The organism is Planotetraspora sp. GP83, from assembly GCF_041262585.1.
GTDB lineage: Bacteria > Actinomycetota > Actinomycetes > Streptosporangiales > Streptosporangiaceae > JAOEGB01.
Window position 1 is genome coordinate 1 of record NZ_JBGCBZ010000009.1, and the last position, 24,784, is coordinate 24,784.

Here is a 24,784-nt window from a genome sequence, read left to right on the forward strand (position 1 = left end):
GTCGGGTGTAGCTCGGCGGCGGCCCGATGAACAGCCGCTGCACGTCTTCGGCGCTGGGACGCCCCCTGGTCTCCACGTCTCCCTCCCCCGGCCGGGGGGGGGGGGCCCCCCCCCCCCCCCCCCCCCCCCCCCCACCCACACCTAAGACAAACCGCAAACACAAGCCAGGAAAGAACCAGACACGAAAAGAAACACCCCCGGCTAAATAGAATGAGAAATATGAGCGTACGAATACTGCAGCCGATGCCATTGGCGACGAGCCGGTATCAAGATTTCCGGCCCGAATTCGGTGTGCCGATCCGCATCACCGTCGGCCACCCGAAGTTCTTCACCATCCCCTACGAAAGGGCAATGTCCCTGGCGCCGGTCGAACTGTTCCAGCCACCGTACAAGAACATCGACGACATCCCCACCGAGAAGTGGGTCTACAACAAGCGCCTGAACGAGCACCAGGCCGCCATCCTGCGGGAGCTCGAAGCGATCGCCGCCAAGTACCCCGGCACCACCGGTGTCCTGCTCTGCTACGAAAACGTCAATAAGGGCGAAGCGTGCCATAGGCGGTGGGCCGCCGAATGGTTCGAGCAGAAATACGGGTGGCAGGTCCCAGAGATCCTCACCGGCTCGGGTCAACTGCTAGTGTTCTGACGCTGGAACTGCACCGCAGGTAGCTCAGTGGATAGAGCGCCGCCCTCGTAGGCGGACGGTCGGAGGTTCGAGTCCTCCCCTGCGGTCCACGCAAAAATCGGGGAGGGAAAACATGCCCGGATTCGCCGCCCCCGGAGTGTTGTTCGCGGGAAATTCCGCCGCTCCCGACCGGGCGTTTTATCGGACAGTGTTCAACAAGCTGCCGAAAGACATCTACACCCGGTACGTCGAAGTCGGCGTCGGATCGTTCGCCGCCACACTGGTCGCCGCCGCCGCCGGCATCCCGCCGACCAGCATGGAAACCAGCGACGTCACCCTCTACACCGGCATCGTCGGCACCCTCCTGTCCGGTGGCGACCTGGCCTCCCTCCAGGTGGCCCTCGACGGCGAACCCGTCCCCCTGCCCGACGCCGACCCCATCGACCAAGCCGCCTACCTGCTATACGTGCAGTGGCTCGCCCGGCTGCAGGCCAAACCCGAGGTCGACTACTGGCAGTCCCTCGTCACCGACCTGATCGAACGCGAGGCCGACCACCGCGCCAGGCTCCGCGACAGCCTTGCCGGCCTGACCGCACGCCTGCCCGGCATCCAGTTCCGCCCCCAGTGCATGTGGGACCACATCGACCAGGTCGCCCACGACCCTCACACGATCATCATCGCGGCCCCGCCGACGTACAAGGCGGGGTTCGAGCGGTTCTTCGACACCGGCGGCCGGCTCGACTGGGCCGAACCCCCCTACAGCGTGTTCGACCCCGAAACCGACATGCTGCGCCTGGCCCGCCACATGGAAGGCCGGGCCGCGCTGCTGATGTTCCTGCAGGAAGACCGCGTCGGGAAAGCCGCCCACGAACGGCCGGTGTTCGCCCACCCGCTCGGCCCCGGCGCCTGCGCGTACGTCATCTCCAACCGCCCCGAGGAGATCTTCTCCTACACCGGCGGGCCCAAAGTCGCCCTCGGCGCGTCCCGCGCGTACGCCCCCACACCCCTCCCAATCATCCCGCCGTCGCACGAGGTCACTGCACAGTCCCGCATCGAGCTGATCCCGGTGAAGGGCTACGAGTGCGACTACTACCGCAACCTCTGGATGCACCGCCTCGCCGCCGCACCCGGCTCGTACAACATGCTCGTCGCCATCGACGGGTTCGCCGCCGGCGTCATCGGCTACGGCGCCGAAACGATGACCCGCCCCTACCCCCACGGCAAGTCCCGCTGGCAATCGCACCTGCTGCTGCGGTTCGCGTTCGGCGCGCCCAACGACCACGCCCGCCTCACCCGCCTGGTCACGATGCTCGCGCTCCGCCGCGACACCGCGAAGATCCTGTTCACCGGGCAGTCCAGCATCCTGCTGGCCGCCTCCGCCGGGCTGGTCACCGTCGAGATGACCCGCCACCCCGAGGTGAAGGGCCTGCGCGGCCTGATGACGCTGGAGAAACGCGACAAGCACCCCGACGGGTACAAGCTGTCCTACCGCGCCGACTGGGCCGCCGACACGGTGGACGAGGTGTTGAACCGCTGGCTCACCAAGGAGGCCGCATGGCGCAGAGCAAGCCGCCGCAGCAAGACAGCATGAAGCTCGGCGACGACCTGTGGATCAAGTACGTCGAAATCGCCGGCCTGCGGGAGCAAGACGTCAACGCCCAGGTCATGCAGCCCCGCCACTTCGAACGGCTGACGGAGAACATCCGCAACCGCGGCGAACTCGAAAGCCTGCCCTACTGCCACCAGCCCGGCGGGGAAGGCCCGATCGAGGTCGTGTCCGGCCACCACCGGGCCCGCGCCGCCCGCGCCGCCGGCAAGACCCACATCTGGGTCCTGGTCGACACCCGCCAGATGCGCCGCTCGGAGATCATCGCCAAGCAGATCGCGCACAACGAACTCCACGGCGACCCCGACCGGGACATCCTGGCCTACCTGGTGTCGCAGATCGACAACGTCGACGACCTCCTCGCAACCGGCCTGCCGGAGGAGGACCTGCCGACCGTCGCGCCCGACGACACCAAGCTCGCCATCCCGCACGGCGAGTTCGACTGGCGCATGGCCACCCTGATGTTCCTGCCGCACCAGATGGAGGAGTTCAAAGACGCCATCGCCGTCATCGACTCCGCGACCGACCTGATCGGCGTCGCCGAACTTGAACAGTTCGAGCCGTTCGCCGCCGCGGTGTACGAGTTCGGCCGCTGCCGCGACGTGCGGAACTTCACCACGATGGTCGCCCTGCTGACCGACATCGCCCTCCGCGAGATCAAGGCCGCCCAGGCCGAAGCCGGCACCGACACCCAGGACCAAGACCAGAGGCAGGGGCAGGGTGGGGGCGGCGCCAGCCCCGACGCGGAGGCGGGCGCGCAGCTGGCCGCGACGACCTGACCCCGGGCCCCACCCGGGAGGAACCCGTCATGACCGAGCCGCAGACCCTCACCCTCGACCCCACGCTCGACCCGTGGGACAAACAGCCAGGCGAAAGCCCCAAAAAGTACCAACAGTTCGTCGCGTACCGCGACCTCGGTCTCACCCGCACGCTGACCAAGGCCGCCGAAACGCTGACCCTGTCCTACGGCCACGTCAAGAACGTCGCGTCCTGGAACCGCTGGGTCGAACGGGCCGCCGCGTGGGACGCCCACCTCACCGAGCAGTACCTTGCCAAGCTCGAAGAGGAGCGCCGCCGCGCCGCCGAAGCCGACGCCGCGATCCTGCGCGCCATGACCGGCATGGTCGGCAAGGCGCTGCCGCACCTGCGGCCGGAGACGCTGACGTGGGGCGAGTTCACGCGCCTGGCAGAGACGACGATGCGGCTGCGCCGCCAGCTGTACGGCGACCCGACGTCGACCGTCGCGATCACCGGCCCGGCCGGGGACCCGCTGACGGTGCAGGTCGCCGAGTTCGCCGAGCTGCCGCCCGCTCAGCGCCGCACCCGCCTGGCCGAGCTCGCCGCCGCCGTGACTCGCCGAGTCGCTGCCTTGGACGACTCCGACGACGACGACGAGGGCCCGGAGGGCTCCGCCGGTCTGCCCGGCTGACGCGTCTTGCACCGGCCCGACATCGCGGCCCAGCTGGCGCACCTGGGCGACGCGCAGGTGTTCGAGCAGTTGTCGGTGGCGCAGCGGTCCCTGTCGCGGGATCTGCTGCGGGACCCGGTGACGTTGGCACGGGCGCTGGACCGCACGTTCCGGATACGGCCGCACCTGCGGGTCATCGGGCAGGCGATGGCCGGTCTCGCCCGCCGCGAGTACGACCGGCTGTTGATCGTGACGCCGCCGCAGGTGGGGAAGTCGACGTCGGTGGCGGAGTGGGGGCCGTTCTGGTGGATGTGCCTGTTCACCTCCGACCGCATCGCCATCACCTCCTACAGCGATGACCTGGCGCTGCGCCGGGGCAAGGCGGTGCGTGGGTACATCGAGGAGTACGGGCCGGAGTACGACCTGCACCTGCGGCCGGGCTCGGGCGCCGCGCAGGACTACGAGGTCACGACCGGCGGCGGTGTGCGGGCGGTGTCGGTGGGGTCGGGCCTGACCGGTTTCCCGGTGAACCTGCTGGTGGTTGATGACCCGCACAAGGACCGCGCGGACGCGGAAAGTCTTCGCCTGCGGAAGGCGGTCCACGACTGGTACTCCTCGACGGCGTTGAAGCGGTTGCAGCCGGACCGCAACGCCGTGGTGGGGATCCTTACCCGGTGGCACCCCGACGACTGGGCGGGGCGCCGGTTGGAGGAGGAGGGCCGCCTGGAGGAGGGCGGGCGGTGGAAGGTCGTGCACCTGCCGGCGATCGCCAACCCGTCGAAGTTCGGCCCGGACCCGCTCGGCCGTGCCGATGGGGATCCGCTGCCGCACCCGAAGATCCGCACCCGGGACCGGGCCGCTCTGCTGGCCTGGTGGGAGGACATGAAACGCACGTCCATCGTGCGGGACTGGCACGCCCTGGGGCAGGGCGACCCGCAGCCGGCGGAGGGCGCGCTGGTGTCGGAGGAGCTGCTGCGGCACCTACGCGACCGTGGGCAGGGCGTCGAGCCGCAGAAGGTGGCCGTCGCGGTGGACCCGTCCGGTGGTGGCCGCGACACCGCCGGCGTGATCGGCGGGTTCCTCGGCGACGACGGCCGGGTCTGGATCACCCACGACATGTCGGGGGTGATGTCGTCGGCGGAGTGGTCGATGGCGGCGTGCCGCCTGGCGTACGGGACGAACGCCGCGGTGGTGTTCGTCGAGACGAACTACGGCGGCGACATGTGCAAGCTGGCTATCGAGACGTCGTGGGAGACGCTGCAGCGCGATGGTGAGATCCCGCCACGGCAGTTGCCGCCGCTGGTGAAGGCCGTCCACGCCCGGCAGGGCAAGCTGCTGCGCGCCGAGCCGATCGCCCAGCAGATGATCCAGGACCGGGTGCGGTTGCGGGGGGTATTCACCGACCTGGAGCGGGAGTGGTCGACGTGGCAGCCGACCGACCCGGCCAGCCCGGGCCGGATCGACGCGTCGGTGTACCTGGTGTACGGACTGCTGCCGGACATCGGCGGGCGGGCGGTGATGCATGCGCCGCTGCCGCAGCGTCCGACGCCGGGGCCGGGTGTGCCGCAGTCGGGTGCGGCGGCCGCGTACGGGCGGCGCCTGGGCGACGAGCAGTGGAGGAAGGGATAGCCGGTGAGGGAGCCGGATTTCGTGGTGCTGCGGCTGGCCGGGGATCTGCCGGAGGGGCTGGTGCCGCCGGTGGATGGGGCGTGGGTGGACCGGGGGGCGCTGCCGCGCGGCCGGGGCGGGACGCTGCGGTTGCCGATCCCGGGGGCGCAGGAGTTGGAGGCGGTGCCGTCCGGCCGGTTCGAGCGCGCGCCTTGCGCTCCTGACGCAGCAGGCGGGCGAGGTAGCGGATGAGGTCACGATCGCTCCCGGCGCCCCGGGCTGCTTGCCCGGCTGGCGCGTGGCACCGCCCTTGACTCGGGGATGTCCTCGTTTTCTCCAACTCGGTGACCCGCCCGGCCAGGGCACGCGTTAAAGCGATGAGCTCCCCGCGTGACATCTCCTCCAGGGCGGACACCTGGTGATCTCACCACGGCTCGCCGAGTTGATCAAAGTCACGTGATGTAACGAGAGCGGCCCGTCTGTCACTCATCGCGCACAGGATGAATGCTTACCTTACATCAGTGCCAGGATCGCTCGGATTTCTATTAATCTCCTTGTATTTTCCGACACGAGCCACTTTGAGGGCGGCAATGAGTGCGAGGAAAACGATCGAAAACAGTGCAAGCCCAAAGAGAAGAGCCTGGACAAGGTCTGACGATAGTAGGTTCGCGACCGCGTTGGGGGTCGGATATTCTGCAGGCCCAGGGATGGGTGCGGGGGAATATAATAGCACTTATTGCTCCACTTCCGTCGCGGTATCGTCGAAGGCCCGATGATACCACATGCGGGGGCGGCAGTTGGGCCGCCCCCGCATACGTCCAACCGATTTTAGCTACGGTGAGCTAATTGAGTGAGAAGGGGGTATCCGATGCGGCTCGATCCCCCTTAGCATTTCCCCACCAGAATAACTGGATGAGATAGTTTCTAGCACTGCCAGTCCAGCTTTTTTTGGACATTTCGCCGACGAGATCGATGTATGCGTAGTACTTCGTCGTATTGTAGTACTGCTTTTTCACCTGCCATTCAACCCAAGTTATGTTGCTGTCTTCCTGCTCGTGAGTGGGGAACCACTGGAGCCCGGCCACCTCCCACCGCTTCTTCTTTTTGTTGTAAGTATTTACCCAGGTGACGTGAAGCCGGATTATACCGAGACCTTCGATGTGATGATATCGGTTGCTCGTAAATTCCCCCGTAATATCGAAGTTATTGAGCGGGTCACCGAATCCGTAATCGTAATTGTTCGCGCCACCCCCGAGGATGGGGTCTACCTGCAGGAATCGACCGGTGGCGGGATTATACAGGCGTACGCCCATGGTGATGAGGCCGCCGAGGGCGTCGCCGGAACGCTGGGCGCTGCCAAGCCAACCGTAGCGCGCAGGATTGGTGACATTGCCACTTCGAGGCGTTCCGTACTCGGTCTGCTCAAAGTAAGCGCTGACATCGGATCCGAGCCGGTCAGCTGTGGCGACTATGTCGCCGTGCGGGTTGGTGAGTTGCAGGGTGATGGTGCCGCTACTCGTCAGCGTTGCGGCCAGACCATCAAACCCGACGATATTACGGGTCCAGCCTCCATCGACTTCATCGACCCAGGCAGGTGAATCACCACTGTCGGCGTAGTGGTTGATGGTAGTGCCCGAGGCGAACTGGCCGCTTATAGTGGCAGAGTTCAGGCGGCCCAGCGGGTCGAGGGTGAAGGTTTTAGTGGTGTAGTCCTGGCTCAGGCTGGCTACCATGTCATTTGCATAGTAGCCAACGGTCAGCGAACTGACGCCGCCCGCGTCACCGGCCGGTACCGCCGTAGTCCGGCCAAAATTGTCATAGCTGTAACCGGAAGTCGTGACCCGGTCACCTATGTCATAAGTCCGGGTAGTCGTCGTTGCCGTGGTGGAGGTGGAGCACGCCCCACCGGAAGCCGCCGGATAAGTTGCGAGGCTGGTTCGATTGGTATTGACGTCGAATCCGTACACACGCGTGACACAGGAGCCGGCGTAGGCGTCGGCGACCTTGGTCAACCTGCCTGCGCCGTCGTACCCATAGATTTGGCTGCTGGCGGTACCGGTCTGGGTGGCTACCCGCCCGGCCGCGTCGTAGCGGACGGTGTAGTCCAGCCATGTCGCCGTGTTGCGGACGTAGGTGAGCTTGGTCCGTTCGCCCGCGCTGTCGTAGCGACTGCTCGCGGTCAGACCTCCCGGATAGACCTGGGTGATCAACTGCTGGTTGGAGTTGTAAGCGCCGTAGAAGACACCAGCGCCGTTCGTGATGCTGGTGACGACGCCCCGGCGTTCGGCTAGGCCTGCCGCGTCGCTGCCGTCGTAGCCGTAGGTGGTGGTGCCTTTACCATCACCGGTGGTCGCTACGCGGCCTGCGGCGTCGTAGGTGGTGGTGGCGGCGTTGCCGGTGGCGTCGGTCTGGGATACGACCCGACCGAGGGTGTCGTAGGCGGTGGTGATGGTCGCACCGCCGGAGCTCGCCGTGAGCGGCAGACCCTTTGTGCTGTCATACCCGTAGGTGACGTTCGGAACCGCAGTACCACCCGCCGCCGTGGGTGAGACGGCCAGCGCCTTGGTGGTCACCCGTCCCGCCGTATCGTAAGTAAGGGTGGTGGTGCGTACAGCGGTGCCGTTGTCCTCGCTAATCTGGGTGGTCTCCCCGTAGTAGCCGTAGGCGGTCGTTTTGACGGGCAGACTGGTGCCGCTAGGCTGCGCGGCCGGGGCCGTTCGGCAGGTCAGTCCGGCCCATTGCGGCTTGTTACCGCATGCGGAGATCGTGTTGCTCCCGGCTGTGTAGTACGTAGTGACGCTGGTCCCCGCATCGGAGCCGGAAGAAGCGGGCATGCGTCGTTCGATCAGCCGTGCGGCGGCGTCATAGCGGGTCTTACGGACGATGTCGGTGCCGCCGGGGACGACTGTAGTGGAGCTGGTAGGCAGGTAGAGCTCCCAGCCCGTAACATCGCCGGACACAATAGCTCCGTAGCCGGTCTTGACCGTCTGAATATCGGCGGTGCCGACGGTGGCGGTGCCCGCGACAATGACCGGTTTGGTCACCTGGGTGGTGACCAGGCCAGCACCTGCCCGGTTGGTGGGCGCGCCTTCATCGTAGGTGTACGTAATCAGCTGGCGAGCCGAGAGGGCGACCGCGCCGGAGGCCAGGGTGACCTGGTGGGCCGGGCCGGTTTGGGTCAGCACGTTGCCATTGTGGTCATATGTCGCAACGCTCGCCATCAAGTTGGCGCGTTCGATGGAACTGGTAAGGCCGGAGACGTAGGCGTCGGTGTCGATGGTCGGGGCCAGCGCCTGGGCTCTGTTTCCCGCCGTCAGCTGCCAGACAGGGTTTCCGCTGTTGTCGTAGCGGGTGGCGGAGATTTGCCATGCTCCTGCTCCGAACGCAGCAGAGTTGACGGGGCGTCCGTTGACATCCAAGTAGGTTAGCGACGCGTAAGGAAAATCGCTGCTGCTTGGCGTGTATACGCCCGAGCCGGCCCTGGTGGGGACGTGCGAGGCGGGGAAGATAGCAGTACCGATCCGGGGCAGATCGGTCGACTGGCCCCAGGTTGCCGTGGCCGTACCGGTCAGATCGATCGGACCACTCGAGCCGCCGATAGGGACGTTGTAGGCGATGGCCCTGGTTAGCTCGCCCTGCGGGCTGGTCCGCGACACGTGTGCGAGTTTGCCGCCAGTGTCGTAGGAGAACGTCCACGGGACCAGGCCTGGCGGGGTGAGCTGGGAGATTCGCCCTTCGCCGGTGTAGAAATAGGTCGTCGTCAAGTTGCTTCGGGGGTCGGTGATGGTACGCAGGTGGCCGGATGAATCGTAGGCGTAGGTCGCCATGACGGTGGTCTTCATGGCGGATGTGGCCGGATCGTAGGCGGTGTAGGAGACCGACTTGACTTGGCCGACGTAGTCACCCCAGCCGGAGCCAATCCCGGTCGCGGTGGTCGTGGTCGCGTACGTGACATCGAGCGCCCTGCACCCGGCAACCAGCCCTGCCGAACAGTTGACTCCAGCAGGCACGGGGGCGAGTATGCGGGTCAGTCGGCCCTGCCCGTCATGGGAATAGCCGATGGTATTTTCGTTTCCGGGCTCGTCCGTCGACGTGACTCCCCACACACCGCCGGTGAGCGTGAAGACGGTTTCCACACCGTCGGCATCGGTGTGGGTGAACTGGGTCGCCGAGTTTTTGACGACCTTCGAACCCTCGCTCGCGTCGCCGACTCCTGCGTATGTGCCGTCGCTTTGCGCCACGTAGGTCAGTTCGCCGCCGTCTGGGTCGGTGAATAGGACGTACCCGTCGGCGGTATGGTCGGTGAAGGTCATCCCGGACACATCAGATGACTCAGTGGGGAAAGAGGCTGTCCAACCTGGGCCGAATACGCCGCTCGCGGCGGGAGCCAGGGTGGTGTGGCCGCGGGAGATCCTCAGCCCAAACGCAGACGCATCCTCAGCCGTCAGTGAGTAGTCCCCCGTCAACAGCGCCACCGCGCCAGGGCCGATCTCGCTGGTGGCGTAAGAAGCGCCGAACGCGGTCCGCTCCAGGATGAACCGGACCGGCGCTGAGCATTGCTCGGTGCCGGCGATGAAGCAGGAGCGGACCTCCACAGGGCCGTCGCCGCGGCCGGCCAGAGTGGTCGCCGCGTTCCAGGTGAGATCGGGGAAGTCCGCGTTCACATCTGTGCGGGCCCACGGCCAGGCTGAGAGTGGGGTCGAGGACCCTGGCTGGGTCACATCCGCAACGGGGATCGCCGCCCACGCGTTGTCATCGGCCACGTCCCCCCGGTACTCGTACCGGACTTGGGTGTAGCTGGGCTGTGCACGCGACGCAAGGGTCACCGCCGCCTGGGTACGATCCTCAGCGGCGGGCTTGGTGACCTCGCCGACCCCAACCCCGAATGAGTACGTCGCCGCCGAGGATGCCGTGCCTGCGGAATTGAGCGCGGTCGCGGTCAGCGTGTGCCAACCGTCGGATGGGTCGATGGTCACTGTGGCGGGATCACCCGTGACCGAGGATGTAGTCAGATCGTCATCCAGTCGCCATGAGTAGCTGGCGACGTTGGTCGACGGGGAATCCAGCGTGCAGGAGACTGGACCGGATTGCCGGGCCGTCCACGTCCCGGACGGGTAGCTCGCGCAGGCGATTACGGCGGGCTGAGGGACGCTGGTGTCGATCGTCACCGACTGCCAGGCAGAGTAGGCCGAATACGACGCGCCGTCGTAGGCGCGGACACGCCACTGGATGGCGTCCCCATTCGCCAGCGTCCCAGAGGGGACTTGGACCGCGGCGTCGCTACCCGCCGCGACCCCGCTCGCACTGCCGGACCAGATGGTCGTCCCGCCGCGCTGGACCTCGAAGTACCCGGTGAGCAGCCCGCCGTCGGCGTCATTGAGCTGGGCGCGCAGGGTGGGGGTCAGAGAGTTGGTCCGCGTGCCGGACGATGGGCTCACCGACAGCGTCCCGGTCGTGGGCGCGACGGTGTAGGTCACGATCAGCTTGGGCGGGTAGTTGAACTCGACCGTCTCCTCGGAGGTCGGGTAGACCCAGTAGCCGGTCGTGGTCTCCGACGGAGCGCGCAGCACGAACCCGTAGTTGGTGGCGGTCCCGGAGGTCCAGGTATTGACGATGCTGGTTACGTTCCAGGACATGAAGCCGGAGCCGCACGCCCCGGCGACGTATCCCTGGGAGCCCTCCAGGGAGGTGACCGCGCCGGTGGTGGTATTTGTGGGCTGCGGCGACCAGGCGATGGTGTTGACGTTCCACGTGCTGGTCACCCGGCGTACCTGGATGCCGTTACCCACCGTGGTCCCGCAGGATGGGGCGTCGACGTTACGCAGCTTCAGCGTTGCGGACGTGACGCTGGACGGCAGGCCCGATGTATCGAACTTCAGGTAGCCCCGGGAGATCTCTCCCCCGATGTCCGGCCCGACCTTCATGTATGGGCTGGTCGCGTTATTGCCCGTGTAGATACTGTCTACGTCGGTGTCGCCGCTGATCGGCAGCACGACGGATGGATCCACGGTTACGGGAAAGCGGGTGGCGGGATCGGAGAGAAACCCCGCGTCCGGTGTCACCACCAGCACCTGCCTGCCGCCCCTGGTCTCGAGCCTGCCGCTGATTTTTCCAGGACGGCCACGATCCGCTGGCTTGTAGTGCCCGGCTCCGGCCTGTTTAGATGGGCCGGCCTCCCACATCGCTGGCTCGCTCGCGACGGCGACCAGCTTGTCCTTACTGCCCGTCGCCTCCAGACGTCCACCACTGTCCTTTAAGGTCAGGCCCTTAACAGTGAGCGGGATCTCGTACGATACAGCCCCCGAAGGGCGCTGCCGAAGGACGACGTCGAACCGCAGACCTGTGACCAACGAAGTCGCGACCAGGTCGGCCCCAGGACCTGCGGCGTTGACATACGTGGCCGTGTTGTCTTTGATCACAGGCTTGGGGAGCGCGGTGGGCCATGACAGCTCGACCGCCTTCCCATCGCCCTGAACAAGCTTGGCGAACGGTCCAGCCCCTCCCGCCGAGAACTCCTGGAATGCCTTGACGGCTTTGGGCTTGAGGACGCCGTCGGCCTCCGTCAGGCGGGTGTCGACCGGGGTCCAGGCACCGTCCTGCTGGATACGCTCCGGACCACTGGCGGTCTCTGTAGTGAAAGTGCCGTTCGCGTTGGCGTAGGTGAGGCTCGTCTCTGTTGTCTCGCCCGTTACTAGCACCCGGCTGCCCTGAAGACGCGCGGTCAGAGCCGCCGACACGCGGTCAGGTCGCTCAGACACGATCGCCTGCTTAACCGGGCCGTTGGCGGGGGTGGCCGAAGCCCACGACGAGGGGACGTACGCCGATGTCAGCGCCATGGCCATCACTGTGGTGAGAGCCAAGCGCCTGCGTGCAGGTAAGTAGATCACCGTCACTCCTATAGCCAGAGTTGTGGATCGTTCTTGTGACGGTATGGATCAAGGGCACATTATCGGCACATTTCCAGCACACAGAGAGCCCTTTTCATCCTGAGTAGCGGTCATCTTCGATGGCTTGCAGGACGAGGATGGCCTGCACGATCGGGGTGGCGCGCCCTCCTCGCGCGTCCTGACCAGCACGATCAGGATGAAATGGCTCAGAATTTCCCGAAAGGATCTTGCCTGACTCAGAGTGGTGATCTATCTTTACGAGGGGCTTATAAGGGACATTCGGTATCCATTGGCGCTTCTGGGGGATATTTGCAGATCAACGTCTTGGGACGCTTACAAGTCGCCAACGATGCCAATCATCCGATCACCGTGACCCGAGGCAAGCACCTTCACCTGCTCGCACTGCTGCTCATGCGCCGGAACGATCCAGTGCGGCCTGATTGGTTGATCGACCGGTTATGGAACGGGGAGCCGCCGCGCTCAGCGGCGAGCAATCTCAAGACCTACATCACGCAGTTGCGGCGCATCCTCCCAACGGGACGACTTGGCACCGAACCGGGTGCGTACGTCTTCCAGGTGAAGGACAGTGAGTTGGACGCCGCGATCTTCGATGACCTAGCGTCGCGGGGACGGCTTGCACTTGCCCACGGGTGGCACTCGGCCGCCTTGCAAGCTTTCGAGCGCGCGCTAGAGTTATGGCAAGGTGACCCACTCCAGCAACTCGCCTGCGAAGGGGAGTTGGCCGCTTGGCGCGACCAGTTGATCGAGGACTTTAACTCGGTAAGCGAGGAGCTCTTTGAGATCCACCTGACCGTGGGACGACACGCCCAGCTTGTCGGAAGACTACGTTCCTGGACGCGACTTCACCCGCTGCGAGAGCGGTCACACGCGCAACTCATGCTCGCGTTACACCGTAGCGGTCGGACGCCTGAAGCGCTTGAGGTCTACAGTGATCTGCGCCGCCGTCTGATAGAGGAGTTCGGTGCCGAACCCGCGCCTGCGATTCAAGATCTCCAAAGGAAGATTTTGAACCCGGACGCCTCGCTCGGATTTGCTCCGACGACGGAGCAGATCGTGCTCCGTGTGCGGGAAACGATGCTGCGGTTGACATGACGCGCTCCCCTGAGGTCGAGGAATGCCCGATCTCTAGTCAAGACCACATCTACCAGGGGCTTTACGCTTTTCCAATCATCAGGTAGCCGTACCCCGCGACATCCCGGCGCGATCGCACACAGCGACCAGCGGTTACCGACAGCGGCTCAGTGGTACGCCGCCTACCTCTCGACGCGCGCCTACCCCGCCCGGACGTACCAGCCAAGGCCACCCAACATCTCGACCGGCACCGCCAGCGGCACAACGACCAACTCGAACTCGACCTCAAGACCATCGCCGAGCGAGTTGGACTGCCACACCGCGCCCACCTGGACGTCGAGCCCGCCGCCCGGCTCGGCATCCCGGCCTGCCCGGCGAGATCGACCTCCTGGTCGCCGACGAGCAACATCAGCGGCTGTGGGTGATCGAGGCCAAGAACCCGCACGGCGCCATCGCCCCGCACAACCTCACCCAGCACCTCGACCGGTTCGGCACCTACCGCACCAAACTTCTGCCAAAACGAAAGTGATCGCCGCCTACTCCAGCCCGGCTGCTAGCGTCTGCGGCCAGGAAATCCATCCCCGGACTGTTAGAACGGCTAGAAGCACGGGGGACCTGACCTTCTCGAACTTGACCGTCTTCTTCGCGCACTTCATGCTCGCAGGGCTACTCATCGTCATCGACTGCTTCCCGGTGCTGACCAAGTTGATCAGCGGTCCAAGCGTGTACGACCGGCGCCATGCGGCCCAGGTTAGGAGCAAGAAGCAGTTACATGAGCACGATCTGCGGCTCACTGAGCGGCTGAAGAAGGGAGAGGCGGACATGCGGATCCACCAGGAGGATCTGCGGGTGCAGCGGAGCAATCGTCAATACCCGGGAATCAAGATCTTTTAGGCGACTGCTGGTTACTCCTCGACGGGCCGGCGATGCCTCCAGCCACTCGATGAGCTTGCTCTTGCGGAACTTCGCCCCGGCGCGGACCAGAGCACGTTCCAGCTGGAACGACTGATTCCCGGCCACGTCCCGGCGTTCGCCGCCCTGGCCGCGCCAGGCCGGCGAAATCGCCGAAGCCCGCTCGCGCGCCGGCGTCTGACCGCCCCCGTCGACCGCCCCCGTCGACCGGCGGCGGCTCCGCCCGGGCCGCCGCCCCTTGAGCAGCACCGCCCACAACCACCGCAGGGAGTAGCCATGGCCAGCAAGACCCGCGCCCGCACGGCCGGAACCCGCCTGACCGAACTGCGCCGCTCCAGCGCGGCCGGCCGCCACGACCCCCGCCCCCGCCGCACCCGCACCCGGGCCGCCGCCCGCCAGGCCGCCACCGCGTTCACCCGTGCACTTCGCGAACAACTGGAAGAGTTCCGGGCCCAGCACCCGCTGTTCACGTCCCTCGTGGTCCCGGTGAAGGTGACCTTCCTCGTCGTGCCCCCCGAGCAAGGCAAGGATCTCGACAACATCGCGCGGGTGGCGCTGCCCGTCGTGCATGACGTCCTGCGGCCACACATCGAGCCGTACCTGCTGGCGCCCCAGCCTCCCGACGAGGAGCCCAAACCGTGGCGGGAAGAGGCGCTACGCCGCCTGAGGTCCCTCAACGCCAACAGCGTCGCCGCCTACCAAGTGATCGAGTTGCCGCGGGCACCGCACGACCCGCGCGAGGGTGTGCTGCGTTTCGCGCTCGGCAGCACTCACTCCTACCGCAGTTGGTGGGACCAAGCGGCGGCCTACGTGGACGAGCGAATCAACGACGCTGACCATCTGTTCGGGTAAGGCCTGCGCCGCTGGTAGCCCGCACCGCTACCGGCGCAACTCCACCACCTCGACCAGGTCCGCCAGGTCCAGGTGCCGCGCCACATCGGCGACCGACCCGGCGTAGCAGATGTGGTAGCCGAGGTGCCGCATCCGGAACATGGCGCGGCCGTCCAGCTCGACCACGGCCACCTCCCAGCCGCCGACACCCACCCACCTGGACATGCGGGCATGTTAGGCGCACACGGGCACGAGCGGGCATGCGGGGGCATGTTCCGGGCGGGGGCTGGTGTCGGCGCGCACCTATATATAGGTGTGCATGACGCGCCGTTGATCTGCCAATAGAAAGGCGCTTGATTTCGTTACCCGGCCTTTATGCACGCGATAATCTGAATTACCACGGGTAAGCGAGGGGATCGGATGAGTGACGCACAGCTGGTCATACGACCCAGCGGTGACGCCGCGTACGCACGCCCCGAACCTGCCTACACAGCCACGGACTTCGCGCTCAGCGACGAGACACGCGAACTGGTCTTGGCGGGTGTCGCCGACGAGACGCGCCGCGCGTACGACCGCCACTGGCGCGACTTCCGGACGTGGTGCGCCCGGCAGGGCCGCGTGCCGCTGCCCGCCACCCCGCACACCTTCACCGAGTACGTCAGGGAGATGATCCGCGCCGCGCTGGCCCCCGCCTCCATCGAGCAGGCCATGTCGGCGATCCGCACCTACCACCGCACCGCCGGGTACAAGGAACAGCCGGACCGCGACATGGCGGTGCTCGCGCTGCGCGGCTACCGCAAGGACCGCGCCAAGAACGGCCGCCGCAACCAGCGGCAGTCGCCCGTGCTCAGCGTCGAACACGTCCAGGCGATGGCCGGGGTGTGCCCCGACGACCCGGTCGGGTGGCGTGACAGGCTGGCCCTGGACCTGGGCATCGCGTTGATGGGCCGCCGCTCGGAGCTCGTCGCGCTGCACCAGGCCGACGTGCGCCCCGTCGGCGACGAACTGGAGGTGCTGATCCGACAGAGCAAGACCGACCAGGACGCCCACGGCGAGACCGTCTACATCCCGCCCGGCGAGCACCCGCTGACCGACCCGGTCGGGGCGTGGCGGCGGTGGACCGCGTTCCTCGCCGAACACGGCCACACCGGCGGCCGGCTGCTGCGCCGCTTCTACCGCAACTACCGGGTCGGCGCGTCGCTCGGCGGCGACGCCGTCAACGAGATCATCCGGAGCCTGGCCATCCGGGCGGGCATCCCCAGCGCGGAGGACGTGACCGCGCACTCGCTGCGCGCGACCGGTGCCAGCTGGGCGTACATCAACCGCGCCCCTGTGTCGTCGATCACGGAGCACGGCCGGTGGGACCCGGAGTCCTCGGTGGTGCTGCGGTACATCCGCGCCGTCGACAAGCGGCGCAACAATCCGATGCGCGGCGCCGGGCTGTGACCGGCCGCCCCGCCCAACAACCGAGAGGATCAACGACCGTGACCGACGACGAGTGGAGCCCGTACGACGTGTGGCGGGGCGTGCGGGACGCCAGCGAGTTCGAGGTGCGGCCCGAGCACGTCAAGCTGCTGCGACACGCCTACACCGCATGGGAGGGTCACCGCTCCAGCGGCGCCCCCGGCCTGGACCACAAACGCCCGTTTGGGGGCAGCCATGTGTACGGCGACATGGCGGAGATCGTCGACGGCCGCGCCGACAGGTCGTACGGCGACGACGACGTGGACCGCTACGACCTGCTCATGGGCGAGCTGGCCCTGGTCCTGGAGATCGTGCTGCAGGCGGGGCAGCTTCGAGCCCGGCCGCTACACCCGCCACCCCAGCGGGAGGTGGCGGCAGGCTCACGCTGCGCAAGACCGCCTGCACACCCGCGCGTGATCGGCGGCCCTCCGGCTACGCCATCGCTGCTGCCCCACAGTAATGGGAGGCAGGGGACTTAGGGCAAAGGGTAGCCTTGATCCGATTCATACGCGTAGGAGTGGGATGTTCGCTCACGATCTTTTCGCTGACAGACGTACCGGTGTATGCGGTCACTGCAAGCTCGCTGTGTCCTTCACCCGCGCCCGGGCGCAGCGCCTTACACCGCAGTGCCAGACGAACATCTCCATGGACGGCCAGGCCGCCACCTTCGAGCGCATCTGGGTGTGCTCTCACTGCGGGCAGGGCACCGTCGAGGTACTCGTGTTCGGCGAAGGCGAAATAGACCGTGCCCCGCTCGAGGTCCTGCTCTTGTGGCCTACACCCGAGGCCCGTGAACTCGACCTGGTCGTGCCCGAGCCCATTCGAGACAGGTTCGCTGAGGGTGCTCGTTGTGAGAGCGTCCGGGCGTACCGCGGGGCCGCCGCGATGTATCGCGCCGCCGTCGAAGAGTTGTGTAAGGACCGCGGCGCCACCAAATACAAGTTGTACGAGAAGATCGAGGAGCTGCGCACCAGCATCGGCGACGAACTCGTCGCCTTCCTGCACGAGGCGCGGATGCTCGGCAACGACAGTGTGCACGACGGCCTGGTGTTCTCGGCCGAAGAAGTGGCCGACGTGGCAGAGTTGATCATCGAGTTGACCGACGTGTTGTACGTGCAGCCTGCTCGGCGTGCTGCTATGCGACAGAGTCGGCAGCAGCGTCGTGATGCGGCGAAGACTGCGACCCTTTGAGAGCGGGACAGGGTCTACGCCCTGTCCCATCCCTGCGTGAGCGGGTGGCCGACGCCGGGGTTCACTCGGATGATGGGGCTTCAAGCTCCGGAGCCAGTTGCAGCTCCGCGATCCTGCGCAGCAGCAGATTCGTTTGCTGCTCCATCAGCCCGGCACGCTCAGCGCTCAAAGCTTCGAAATGGCCGTGCGCCGCAAGGTTTCGCAGGCCTGAACACTGGTCGAAATCCTTAAGGTCTTGCGCCGTCAGGAATCCCTCACGGCGTAGGGCTCGGGCATACGTCATCAGGGATGGTCTTTCCTTGCCGAGGTCGATTCCCCGAGCATCGACGGCCGCCCGTAGAGCGATCTCCAGTGCTGCGCCGCAGAGCACGATAGCCGCGACGGGGCTGCCTTCGCGGTCATCCAGAAGCCGCCGCACCTGCTCCATGACGTCAGTGCTCGCTAGGCCCGCCTCGTGCCAGGTGCGCGCGCCGACTATCTCGGTTACCCCTGCCTCGACTTGGTCGCACCAGGCGAGCAACAGGTCGGCGATTGCCCGAGCTCCCGACTCCTGGGACTGGTTGTCACCTCTGTTGAGGTACACCTCGTTGGCTCGGATGGTCCAGAAGCTATCCGCGCCTGCGTACTGACGGAAGAATTCCAAAGCTGAAGCCGCCCGGGCGGCAATCGCCGACTTGAGCTGACCGTCGGTGGCCACCCAGTATCCCCGCGACCTGGAGCTGTCCGCTGATTCCCACACCATATCCTTTTCAAGATCTTTTGCGAGCGTGCGGGCGTAGTCGAGTGTCCGTTTTTCCTGGTCGATGACGGCCTCCCTGCTTCTACGTCACCCAAAACGGTCGGGTGCCGCACGAGTGATTGACGCCACAGATTAGGGCGGAACGTTACACTCTGCCACCGAATAACGGGTCAGCGGCGGGTGGAGGGCCACACCTGGTGTTCGGGGTCCCACCACACGAGGTGGAACACGTTGCCCTCCAGGAAGCCGTACAGGCGGATCTTCCCGCCGAGCCGCAGCCGGGAGATTTTCGTCATGTCGCCGAGGGTGAGCTCTTCCAGCCGGTCGATCGCCACCCTGTTCGGCAGGTTGGCGACGTCGTAGTGTTTGCCGGGTTCCTCGCCGTTGTCGAAGATTTCGCGGCAGGTCATGGACTCGAACGCCTGCAGCTTGTCCATGATCTGGGCGAAGGTGAGGTCGCCGAAGCCCCAGGGGCCGGCGTGGTCGACGTGGCAGAAACGCCACGCGATGCGGCTGTCGGAGGTCTCCGCACGCGGCAGCAGCGACCGCGACGCGACGAAGGGCTTGGCGCCCTTCGCGGCCTTGGGTGCGGAAACCTTCTTCTTATTGCTGCCCATCCGCGGACACGAGCGCGTCAAAGAACTCGTAGATCTCGTCGTCGTCGAGCGGCATGCTGCTGCGCTCCAGCGCGCCGACGTTCGCACGCTTGCGGGCCTGCACCCACGGCGGTTCGCGGTGCGTCATGTCCGACAGGTCGTGGGCGGACAGCTTGCCGAGGTTGTCGAGCACGATGTCGATCGACTCCCGCTCGCCGTCGTCCAGGACGGTGGGGTCGCCGGTGATGTCGCCGGCGGACAGCTGGAACCGGCCGCGGTGGCGGTTGTAGAGCGCGGGGGCGACGGGGCCGTTGGCCCACGCCTCGAAGTGCTCGGGGAACAGGTGGCGGCCTTCCCAGGCGAGGTGGTAGCCGTAGGCGTAGTAGCAGAGCTTCTGCAGCTTCATGGCGGTCATGTCGCCGAGCTTGGCGAGGATGTAGGCGGCGACGTCGTTGACGTGTGCCATGCCGCTGCCTCCTCCCGCTGCTCTCACAGTTCTCTCTACCCGTTTAGACGCCTTGGGGGTCATCGGCGGTCCTTATGTCATTGTGCCCTTTTTATGTCACAGCCAGGACACGGTCGAACATGTTTTCGAGGTAATGTCCTGGTTGCTCCGTGGTCACTCTGTCACCGCCGGGCAGGGGTTCGCAGCCGTACGGGTGTCGTGTCGCCGGCCGTAACCTGCCGGTGACCTCCGGCCTGCCGTGCCTGCCGCTGTGCCTGCAGGAGGTCGTCACCGGGTGACGGCGGCGATCAGCCGGTCCGCCTCCTCCACCTGCGGGCTGGCCGACCGGGCACCGGCCCAGTCGGCGCGCAGCGCGGCCAGCTCCCCAGCCACCCTCGCGGACGACACCAGCGCCAGATCGGCACGCATGCCCAGCACCGTCGCCGCGGCCTCCTCGGGGTGGCGGCGACTCAGTTGCACCCTCGCCAGGCGGGAGCCGACCAGCACCTTGGAGCGGCGCTCCCCGCCCACCCTTGCGGCGATCGACCCGGCCAGGTGGCGCTCCGCCTCCGCCAGGTCATCCAGGGCGGCCAGGGTGCCGCCCGTGTCGTGCTCCAGCGAGGCGCGGCGGTACGCGCCGGTCCACTGCGACTCCGGCGGGGACTCGGCCCGCTCCACATCGGCCTCCGCGCGCCGCAACGCATCCAGGGCGGCCCGGTTGTCCCCCGTGGCGGCGTACGCCTTGGCCCGCATGCCGGAAATCCACGCCCGCACCCGCAAAGGGCACCTGTCGCCGAGCGCCGCGGCGGCGGCGTCGGCCAGGTCCACCGCCCGGTCGGGGTGGCCGAGCTCGACCGCCTGCACCGCCAGGCCGCGCAACACGGTCGCCCGGGCCACCGGGTCCCCCGCTTCGTCGGCCAGGCGGACGGCCTGGATGTAGTACCGCTGCGCCAAACCGGCCCGGCAGTCGTCGTTGGCCATGAACGCGGCCAGGTACGCCAGCTGCGAGGCAGCGGTGAACAGGGCGGGCCTCGCCCGGCCGGTCGTGCCGTGCAGCAGCGGCGTCACCTCCGTCACCAGGTAGGAGGCGACGGCGGTGCGGGCGTGGCCCCCACCGAACATGTCGTCCGCCCGAGCGAACTGGGCCGTCATGGCGCGGATGCGTTCCACGTCAGCGGCGCCTGCGCGGCGGGCCTGTCCCGGCCTGGTCGTCGCCGCCGCGGCGGGGGCGGGCAGGTGGAGCGCCGCCAGCGAGTACAGGCCGGCGGTCAGCACGGTGCGCCGGTTAAGCATGTCGTCCCTCCCGAGACTGGTCAGCTGGGCAACCGGGTCGCCGGACCAGGGGTTGTCGGCGACGGGGCCGGGGTCGGGCCATCCAAGGTCGGCTGCGGTGACGTCCCGGCCGAGTAGCCGGGTGAACGCTTCACAAATGCCGGGGATCGCTGCGGCGTGCGGGACGGTCCCCGTTAGCCAGTGTGCGATGGCAGCCGCGTCATAGTACATAGCCCGCCCGTTTTCCACCCACACTCCGTTAATCGCCCGGGCCAGCGCCCGGTACGACAGGTGGGCGTCTTGGATTGCCAGTTGAAGGGCGACGTTGGTCACTGGGCGGCGCCGCTGCATCGGCATGCTCACACCCTCCGGGGGGTCGACATCCAACACCATCCAACACCCAAGACTCTCCCAAGCCCGAGCCTGTGGGCCTTCACTGAGACCGGACCGTAATCGGTAAAGCCCGGTGTGTGACTGGAGGTGCCAGGGTGCACAGCGTTGACGGGGCGGCAGGACCGGCCGTCCCCAAGGAGCCGTCCCCGATGGCGGGCGTCAAAGCCGCCGAGGCGGTGGCCGGGGCTCGGGCCGCACGCCGGCCCGCTCTCACGGCGGCCGCCGCGGCGGCCGAGTTCTTCACAGACCTGACCAGCGAGCTGCCGTCCACCGACGACGCGGCCGTTGTGGTCACCCACCTGCTGCCCGGGCAAATGGATTTCCTGCCCGCTCTGGACCGGGTGGCGGAGGTCGCCGCGGTGCTGCCCAAGCCCAAGTCGGCTGACGCCCGCACCCGGCAGCTGGTCTCAGCGGCCTACCGGTGCGACCCGCTGGACCGGGACCGGTTCGCCGACCCCGACTGGCTGACCACCTACCTGGCAGACCGCGCCGACGGCCGGCGGGTGGTGCTGACCGACATCGGCGGGTACTTCGCGCCCGCCCTGGAGGTCGTGTGCGAGCGGCTGCCCGGCGTGGTGGCGGGGGTGGTGGAGGACACCGAGAACGGGCTGCGCCGCTACGAGGCGCTGGACCGGCTGCCGTGCGCCGTCTACAGCGTGGCCCGTTCCCCGCTGAAGGAGCCGGAAGACCGGCTCGTGGGTGAGGCGATCGTGTTTTCGGTCGAGTCGCTGCTGCGGAACCTCGGCGAGGTGCTGCCCGGCCGGCAGGCGACCGTGCTGGGCTTCGGGAAGATCGGCGCCGGGGTGGCGGCCGCGCTGCACGCCCGTCACGTGCGGGTGCTGGTGCTGGACACCGACCCGGTGCGGCAGGCGCAGGCGCTGTCGATTGGGTACGGGTCTGCCACCTTGCCGGAGGCGATGCTGCGCTCGGACCTGGTGGTCAGTGCGACGGGTGCGCGGGCGATCGGGTTGGCCCACCTGGAGCTGATGCGGAACGGCGCGGTCCTGGCCGGGGCGACGTCCGCGGACGACGAGTTCGACCTGGCCCGATTGAACGACCCGGGCAGCGGGTTCGCGCGGGAAGACGTCATGTCTGGCGTTGCCCGCTACACGCGCGGGGGGCGGGGGTTCCTGCTGCTCGGCAACGGCAACGGGGTGAACTTCCTGCACACCTCCGCGTTGGGCCCGGCGATTCACCTGATCAAAGGGGAGATCATCGCCGCGGTGGGGGCGTTGCTGGGCCGTCCGCACGAGCCGGGCCTGCACGAGGTGGACTCGGGTATGCGGGCGCGGATCGCGGGGGCGTGGGTGGACGCGTTCCTGCCTGGCGCGCCCCGCGCAAGCCGGGAGGGCGCGCGGTGATTGTCGCCGTTGAGGGGGTGTCCTGCACCGGCAAGACGACCCTGGCCGCCGAACTCTGCCGGGCGCTGGGGTGGGGGTCGGTCGGCTGCTACTACCACGTGGCCGACGACCCCGCCGTGCTCGGCGAGCCGTTGCCCACCTCTGAGACCGACCAGTTGGAGGCGCTGGCCGCGCATTTCGTGGTGGAGCAGCATCGCGCCCGGCACGCTGCGGCCCTGCGCGGGCGGGACGGCGGGGTCATCGTGGACCGGTCGGTGGACACCCTGCTGGCGCACCTGGGCGCGGCCGGCCGTATCCAAGGGCTCAACTGCGACAAGCACGCCCGCGTCGCCGTGGACCGGCAAGTCACGGCCGGGGCGGCCATGCTGCCCGATTTAACGCTGCTGCTGATCGCCCCGCCGGACGTGCTCGCCGCCCGCGCCCGGACCCGGCCCAAAATGCCCGCCGTGTACTACGACCCGGTATACGCGCGGCACTTCAACGCGCATTTCAGCCGGGCGGTGTCGCCGCACGTGGTGGTGCTGGACGCCACCCAGTCCCCGGCCGAGGTCGCCGACGCGGCCTTGGCCTACATCAGGGGGCGGTGAGCGATGCTGGCGTTCGGGCTGTGCCTGGACGAGGCGTACCTGCTGCCGGGACTGGTGGCGGTCGAGTCGCTGGCTGGGACCCTCTCCCCCGGCCAGCGCCGCCGGGCGGCTATCCGCGTGCTCACGCTGGACCTGTCCCGGCAGCACGGCCACCTGCTGGCGCAGGTGTGCGCGCGGGCGGGGTTCGGGTCGTTCGACCTGGCCTGGGCTTCCCCAATGGCGGGGGCGCTGATGCCCGACGACGACTACATCAGCGTCACCGCCTACCTGCGGTTCGCCTTCACCGAACAGTTCGTCGGCCGCCCGTATTTGATCTACGTGGACGCCGACACCCTGCCCGTGGACGACATCACCCCGCCCCTGCACACCCTGAGCGGCAGGCTTGGCCTGGTCGTCGACGAGTTCAACCCCGCCGTGGGGCGCGGCCACGCACTGCCCGGCCTGGCGGAGGACCGCCCAGACCTGGCGGGGCGGCCGTACTTCAACGGCGGCATGTGGTGGGCCCCCACCCGCCTGCTCCACGCGGTCCGCGACGGCGTCGTCACCGCGCTCGCCGACGGCGGCCGGTACATCTACCACAACGACCAGGACGCGCTGAACCTGTGGGCGTTGCAGACCGGAACCCCGATCGCCACGGTCGAGCCCCGGTTCAACTCCTACGAGCTGGGCCGGTTCCTTGAGCGCAGCAACTGGGTGCGCCGCTACACCACCAGGGCACCGCTCGACACGCGGGCCGGGCTGCTGCACTACGTCGGCAGCCGCAAACCCTGGCACCCCACCTGCCCCGGCACGGAGGGGGTGCGGTTGTGGCGCGCCCACGCCAAGGCAACCGCGCGGACCCTGCTGCGGCTGGGCGACCACAGCATCCCGGTGCCGCGCTGGTCGGCGCGGGGGCGGCGGTGAGCGGCCCCGCCCGGGCGGTGGAGGCCGCCTGCCGGGGCCTGCTCGGCGCCGCCCCCACCGCCGTGCACCTGCTTCGGGACTCCCCCACCGCCACCGTGTGCCGCGTCACCATCCCCGGCCGGGCCGCCCCCCTGGTCGTGAAGGCGTGGGTCGGGCGGGCCGCGTGGAAAGCCCACAAGGAGCGCCTGGCGCTGACCGCCCTGGCCGGCGCCACGGGGTTCGGCGTGCCGTGGGTGGTGGCCGCCGGGCCGGTACCCGGGTGGGACGCCGCTGCGGTGGCCGTCACCGACGCCGGCCCGGACACCCTGGCCGGCCTGGAGGCGGCCGGGCATTGCACCCGGCCGCAGGTGCTGGCCCGCCTGGGCAGGCTGCTCGCGGCGTTCCACGCCCACCAGCCGCCACCCCCGGGGCCGATGCTCGGCCCCGCCGGGGTCGAGGCCATGGCCGAGGACCTGCGCGCCCACCTCCCCGCCGGCGCCCCCGCACAGCTGCGGCGGGCGCTGGAGGGGGCGGTCGCCCTCACCCGGCACGCGCCGGTGGTGTGGTGCCACGGCGACCTGCACCCGCACAACGTGCTGCAGCCGCCCGGCGGGCGGCCGCAGCTGATCGACTTCGAGTTGTCCGCGCTGGCCCCACCGGAGTGGGACGCCGCCCAGACGCTCGTCACCGCCGACGCGCTCAGCCCCGACCAGCAGGAGCTGGTGCTGGACGCCTACGGCCTGCCGCTGGACATGGAGCTGCTGGGCCACCTTGTGGTGGTTCACGCGCTGCGCGGCTGGCGGTGGGCGGCCTTCGCCGAGGGCGTCGACACCGCCCTGTGGGAGGCACGGCTGCGCGCCGCCCTGTCCGACTACCTGACATGAGA

General features: G+C 67.8%; 23 protein-coding genes and 1 tRNA gene. 18 read left to right on the forward strand and 6 right to left on the reverse strand.

What is annotated here, in order from left to right:
- Positions 1-219: 219 nt before the first annotated feature.
- The 7 genes from ABH927_RS14435 to ABH927_RS14465 all read left to right on the forward strand — a co-directional run bounded on the left by ABH927_RS14435 (position 220) and on the right by ABH927_RS14465 (position 5,498).
- Positions 220-645, forward strand: a complete 426-nt coding sequence (locus tag ABH927_RS14435) for a hypothetical protein (protein ID WP_370021688.1) — start codon at positions 220-222, stop codon at positions 643-645.
- 13 nt (positions 646-658) lie between these two features.
- Positions 659-734 (forward strand) — tRNA-OTHER (locus ABH927_RS14440).
- Positions 735-757: 23 nt separating this feature from the next.
- Complete coding sequence (locus ABH927_RS14445) at positions 758-2,215, forward strand: hypothetical protein (RefSeq protein WP_370021690.1); 1,458 nt, start codon at positions 758-760, stop codon at positions 2,213-2,215.
- A complete protein-coding gene (locus tag ABH927_RS14450; RefSeq protein ID WP_370021692.1) occupies positions 2,179-3,009 on the forward strand; it encodes a ParB N-terminal domain-containing protein in 831 nt (276 codons plus the stop codon). The genes ABH927_RS14445 and ABH927_RS14450 overlap by 37 nt, the downstream gene beginning before the upstream one ends.
- 29 nt (positions 3,010-3,038) lie before the next feature.
- Entirely contained in the window at positions 3,039-3,659 is a 621-nt protein-coding gene (locus ABH927_RS14455; protein WP_370021694.1) for a hypothetical protein, read from the forward strand.
- Between the two features lie 6 nt (positions 3,660-3,665).
- On the forward strand, positions 3,666-5,267 hold the full coding sequence (locus ABH927_RS14460) for a hypothetical protein (protein ID WP_370021695.1): 1,602 nt from the start codon (positions 3,666-3,668) through the stop codon (positions 5,265-5,267).
- A gap of 3 nt (positions 5,268-5,270) precedes the next feature.
- The gene (locus ABH927_RS14465; RefSeq protein WP_370021696.1) at positions 5,271-5,498 is read left to right on the forward strand and encodes a hypothetical protein; all 228 of its coding nucleotides are present in this window, start codon (positions 5,271-5,273) and stop codon (positions 5,496-5,498) included.
- Positions 5,499-6,088: 590 nt separating this feature from the next.
- Here ABH927_RS14465 and ABH927_RS14470 read toward each other — a convergent pair.
- Entirely contained in the window at positions 6,089-12,082 is a 5,994-nt protein-coding gene (locus ABH927_RS14470; protein WP_370021698.1) for a DNRLRE domain-containing protein, read from the reverse strand.
- A gap of 360 nt (positions 12,083-12,442) precedes the next feature.
- Between ABH927_RS14470 and ABH927_RS14475 the strand changes: the two genes are divergently transcribed.
- The 4 genes from ABH927_RS14475 (at position 12,443) to ABH927_RS14490 (ending at position 14,989) form a co-directional block, all read left to right on the forward strand.
- Positions 12,443-13,246 carry a BTAD domain-containing putative transcriptional regulator gene (locus ABH927_RS14475; protein ID WP_370021699.1) on the forward strand — a complete coding sequence of 268 codons (804 nt, stop codon included), beginning with the start codon at positions 12,443-12,445 and terminating at the stop codon, positions 13,244-13,246.
- A 149-nt stretch (positions 13,247-13,395) separates the two neighbouring features.
- Positions 13,396-13,650: a hypothetical protein gene (locus ABH927_RS14480; RefSeq protein ID WP_370021700.1), complete on the forward strand. Its 255-nt coding sequence runs from the start codon at positions 13,396-13,398 to the stop codon at positions 13,648-13,650.
- A 100-nt stretch (positions 13,651-13,750) separates the two neighbouring features.
- Entirely contained in the window at positions 13,751-14,119 is a 369-nt protein-coding gene (locus tag ABH927_RS14485; protein ID WP_370021702.1) for a DUF4407 domain-containing protein, read from the forward strand.
- A gap of 294 nt (positions 14,120-14,413) precedes the next feature.
- Complete coding sequence (locus tag ABH927_RS14490; protein WP_370021704.1) at positions 14,414-14,989, forward strand: hypothetical protein; 576 nt, start codon at positions 14,414-14,416, stop codon at positions 14,987-14,989.
- Positions 14,990-15,016: 27 nt separating this feature from the next.
- Here the strand turns inward: ABH927_RS14490 and ABH927_RS14495 are convergent, their stop codons facing one another.
- Positions 15,017-15,193 carry a transposase gene (locus ABH927_RS14495; RefSeq protein ID WP_370021705.1) on the reverse strand — a complete coding sequence of 59 codons (177 nt, stop codon included), beginning with the start codon at positions 15,191-15,193 and terminating at the stop codon, positions 15,017-15,019.
- A 195-nt stretch (positions 15,194-15,388) separates the two neighbouring features.
- On the opposite strand from ABH927_RS14495, the gene ABH927_RS14500 reads away from it, so the two are divergent.
- The 3 genes from ABH927_RS14500 to ABH927_RS14510 all read left to right on the forward strand — a co-directional run bounded on the left by ABH927_RS14500 (position 15,389) and on the right by ABH927_RS14510 (position 17,623).
- Positions 15,389-16,414 carry a tyrosine-type recombinase/integrase gene (locus tag ABH927_RS14500; protein ID WP_370021707.1) on the forward strand — a complete coding sequence of 342 codons (1,026 nt, stop codon included), beginning with the start codon at positions 15,389-15,391 and terminating at the stop codon, positions 16,412-16,414.
- 38 nt (positions 16,415-16,452) lie between these two features.
- A complete protein-coding gene (locus ABH927_RS14505) occupies positions 16,453-16,911 on the forward strand; it encodes a hypothetical protein (protein ID WP_370021708.1) in 459 nt (152 codons plus the stop codon).
- Between the two features lie 106 nt (positions 16,912-17,017).
- Positions 17,018-17,623 (forward strand): DUF4145 domain-containing protein, encoded by a 606-nt coding sequence (locus ABH927_RS14510; RefSeq protein WP_370021710.1) that lies wholly within the window; start codon positions 17,018-17,020, stop codon positions 17,621-17,623.
- Positions 17,624-17,684: 61 nt separating this feature from the next.
- On the opposite strand, the gene ABH927_RS14515 is transcribed toward ABH927_RS14510, so the two are convergent.
- The 4 genes from ABH927_RS14515 to ABH927_RS14530 form a co-directional block, all read right to left on the reverse strand.
- Positions 17,685-18,320, reverse strand: a complete 636-nt coding sequence (locus tag ABH927_RS14515) for a hypothetical protein (protein ID WP_370021712.1) — start codon at positions 18,318-18,320, stop codon at positions 17,685-17,687.
- Between the two features lie 212 nt (positions 18,321-18,532).
- The gene (locus tag ABH927_RS14520; protein ID WP_370021714.1) at positions 18,533-18,979 is read right to left on the reverse strand and encodes a hypothetical protein; all 447 of its coding nucleotides are present in this window, start codon (positions 18,977-18,979) and stop codon (positions 18,533-18,535) included.
- Positions 18,966-19,424, reverse strand: a complete 459-nt coding sequence (locus ABH927_RS14525; protein WP_370021715.1) for a Panacea domain-containing protein — start codon at positions 19,422-19,424, stop codon at positions 18,966-18,968. The genes ABH927_RS14520 and ABH927_RS14525 overlap by 14 nt, the downstream gene beginning before the upstream one ends.
- 267 nt (positions 19,425-19,691) lie before the next feature.
- Positions 19,692-20,696, reverse strand: a complete 1,005-nt coding sequence (locus tag ABH927_RS14530; RefSeq protein ID WP_370021716.1) for a hypothetical protein — start codon at positions 20,694-20,696, stop codon at positions 19,692-19,694.
- Between the two features lie 467 nt (positions 20,697-21,163).
- On the opposite strand from ABH927_RS14530, the gene ABH927_RS14535 reads away from it, so the two are divergent.
- The 4 genes from ABH927_RS14535 to ABH927_RS14550 are packed head-to-tail and all read left to right on the forward strand — an operon-like array spanning position 21,164 to position 24,782.
- Entirely contained in the window at positions 21,164-22,429 is a 1,266-nt protein-coding gene (locus tag ABH927_RS14535) for an adenosylhomocysteinase (RefSeq protein WP_370021718.1), read from the forward strand.
- A complete protein-coding gene (locus ABH927_RS14540) occupies positions 22,426-23,016 on the forward strand; it encodes an AAA family ATPase (protein WP_370021719.1) in 591 nt (196 codons plus the stop codon). The genes ABH927_RS14535 and ABH927_RS14540 overlap by 4 nt, the downstream gene beginning before the upstream one ends.
- 3 nt (positions 23,017-23,019) lie before the next feature.
- Positions 23,020-23,919 (forward strand): glycosyltransferase, encoded by a 900-nt coding sequence (locus ABH927_RS14545; RefSeq protein WP_370021721.1) that lies wholly within the window; start codon positions 23,020-23,022, stop codon positions 23,917-23,919.
- On the forward strand, positions 23,916-24,782 hold the full coding sequence (locus tag ABH927_RS14550; RefSeq protein ID WP_370021723.1) for a phosphotransferase family protein: 867 nt from the start codon (positions 23,916-23,918) through the stop codon (positions 24,780-24,782). Before ABH927_RS14545 ends, ABH927_RS14550 begins: the two co-directional genes overlap by 4 nt.
- Positions 24,783-24,784: the final 2 nt, after the last annotated feature.

Bases quoted from the DNA above. Each gene is read 5' to 3' on its own strand.
- ABH927_RS14435 (WP_370021688.1), top strand. From the start codon at position 220: ATGAGCGTACGAATACTGCAGCCGATGCCATTGGCGACGAGCCGGTAT.
- ABH927_RS14445 (WP_370021690.1), top strand. From the start codon at position 758: ATGCCCGGATTCGCCGCCCCCGGAGTGTTGTTCGCGGGAAATTCCGCC.
- ABH927_RS14450 (WP_370021692.1), top strand. From the start codon at position 2,179: ATGGCGCAGAGCAAGCCGCCGCAGCAAGACAGCATGAAGCTCGGCGAC.
- ABH927_RS14455 (WP_370021694.1), top strand. From the start codon at position 3,039: ATGACCGAGCCGCAGACCCTCACCCTCGACCCCACGCTCGACCCGTGG.
- ABH927_RS14470 (WP_370021698.1), bottom strand. From the start codon at position 12,082: ATGGCGCTGACATCGGCGTACGTCCCCTCGTCGTGGGCTTCGGCCACC.
- ABH927_RS14490 (WP_370021704.1), top strand. From the start codon at position 14,414: ATGGCCAGCAAGACCCGCGCCCGCACGGCCGGAACCCGCCTGACCGAA.
- ABH927_RS14495 (WP_370021705.1), bottom strand. From the start codon at position 15,193: ATGTCCAGGTGGGTGGGTGTCGGCGGCTGGGAGGTGGCCGTGGTCGAG.
- ABH927_RS14500 (WP_370021707.1), top strand. From the start codon at position 15,389: ATGAGTGACGCACAGCTGGTCATACGACCCAGCGGTGACGCCGCGTAC.
- ABH927_RS14520 (WP_370021714.1), bottom strand. From the start codon at position 18,979: ATGGGCAGCAATAAGAAGAAGGTTTCCGCACCCAAGGCCGCGAAGGGC.
- ABH927_RS14525 (WP_370021715.1), bottom strand. From the start codon at position 19,424: ATGGCACACGTCAACGACGTCGCCGCCTACATCCTCGCCAAGCTCGGC.
- ABH927_RS14530 (WP_370021716.1), bottom strand. From the start codon at position 20,696: ATGCTTAACCGGCGCACCGTGCTGACCGCCGGCCTGTACTCGCTGGCG.
- ABH927_RS14545 (WP_370021721.1), top strand. From the start codon at position 23,020: ATGCTGGCGTTCGGGCTGTGCCTGGACGAGGCGTACCTGCTGCCGGGA.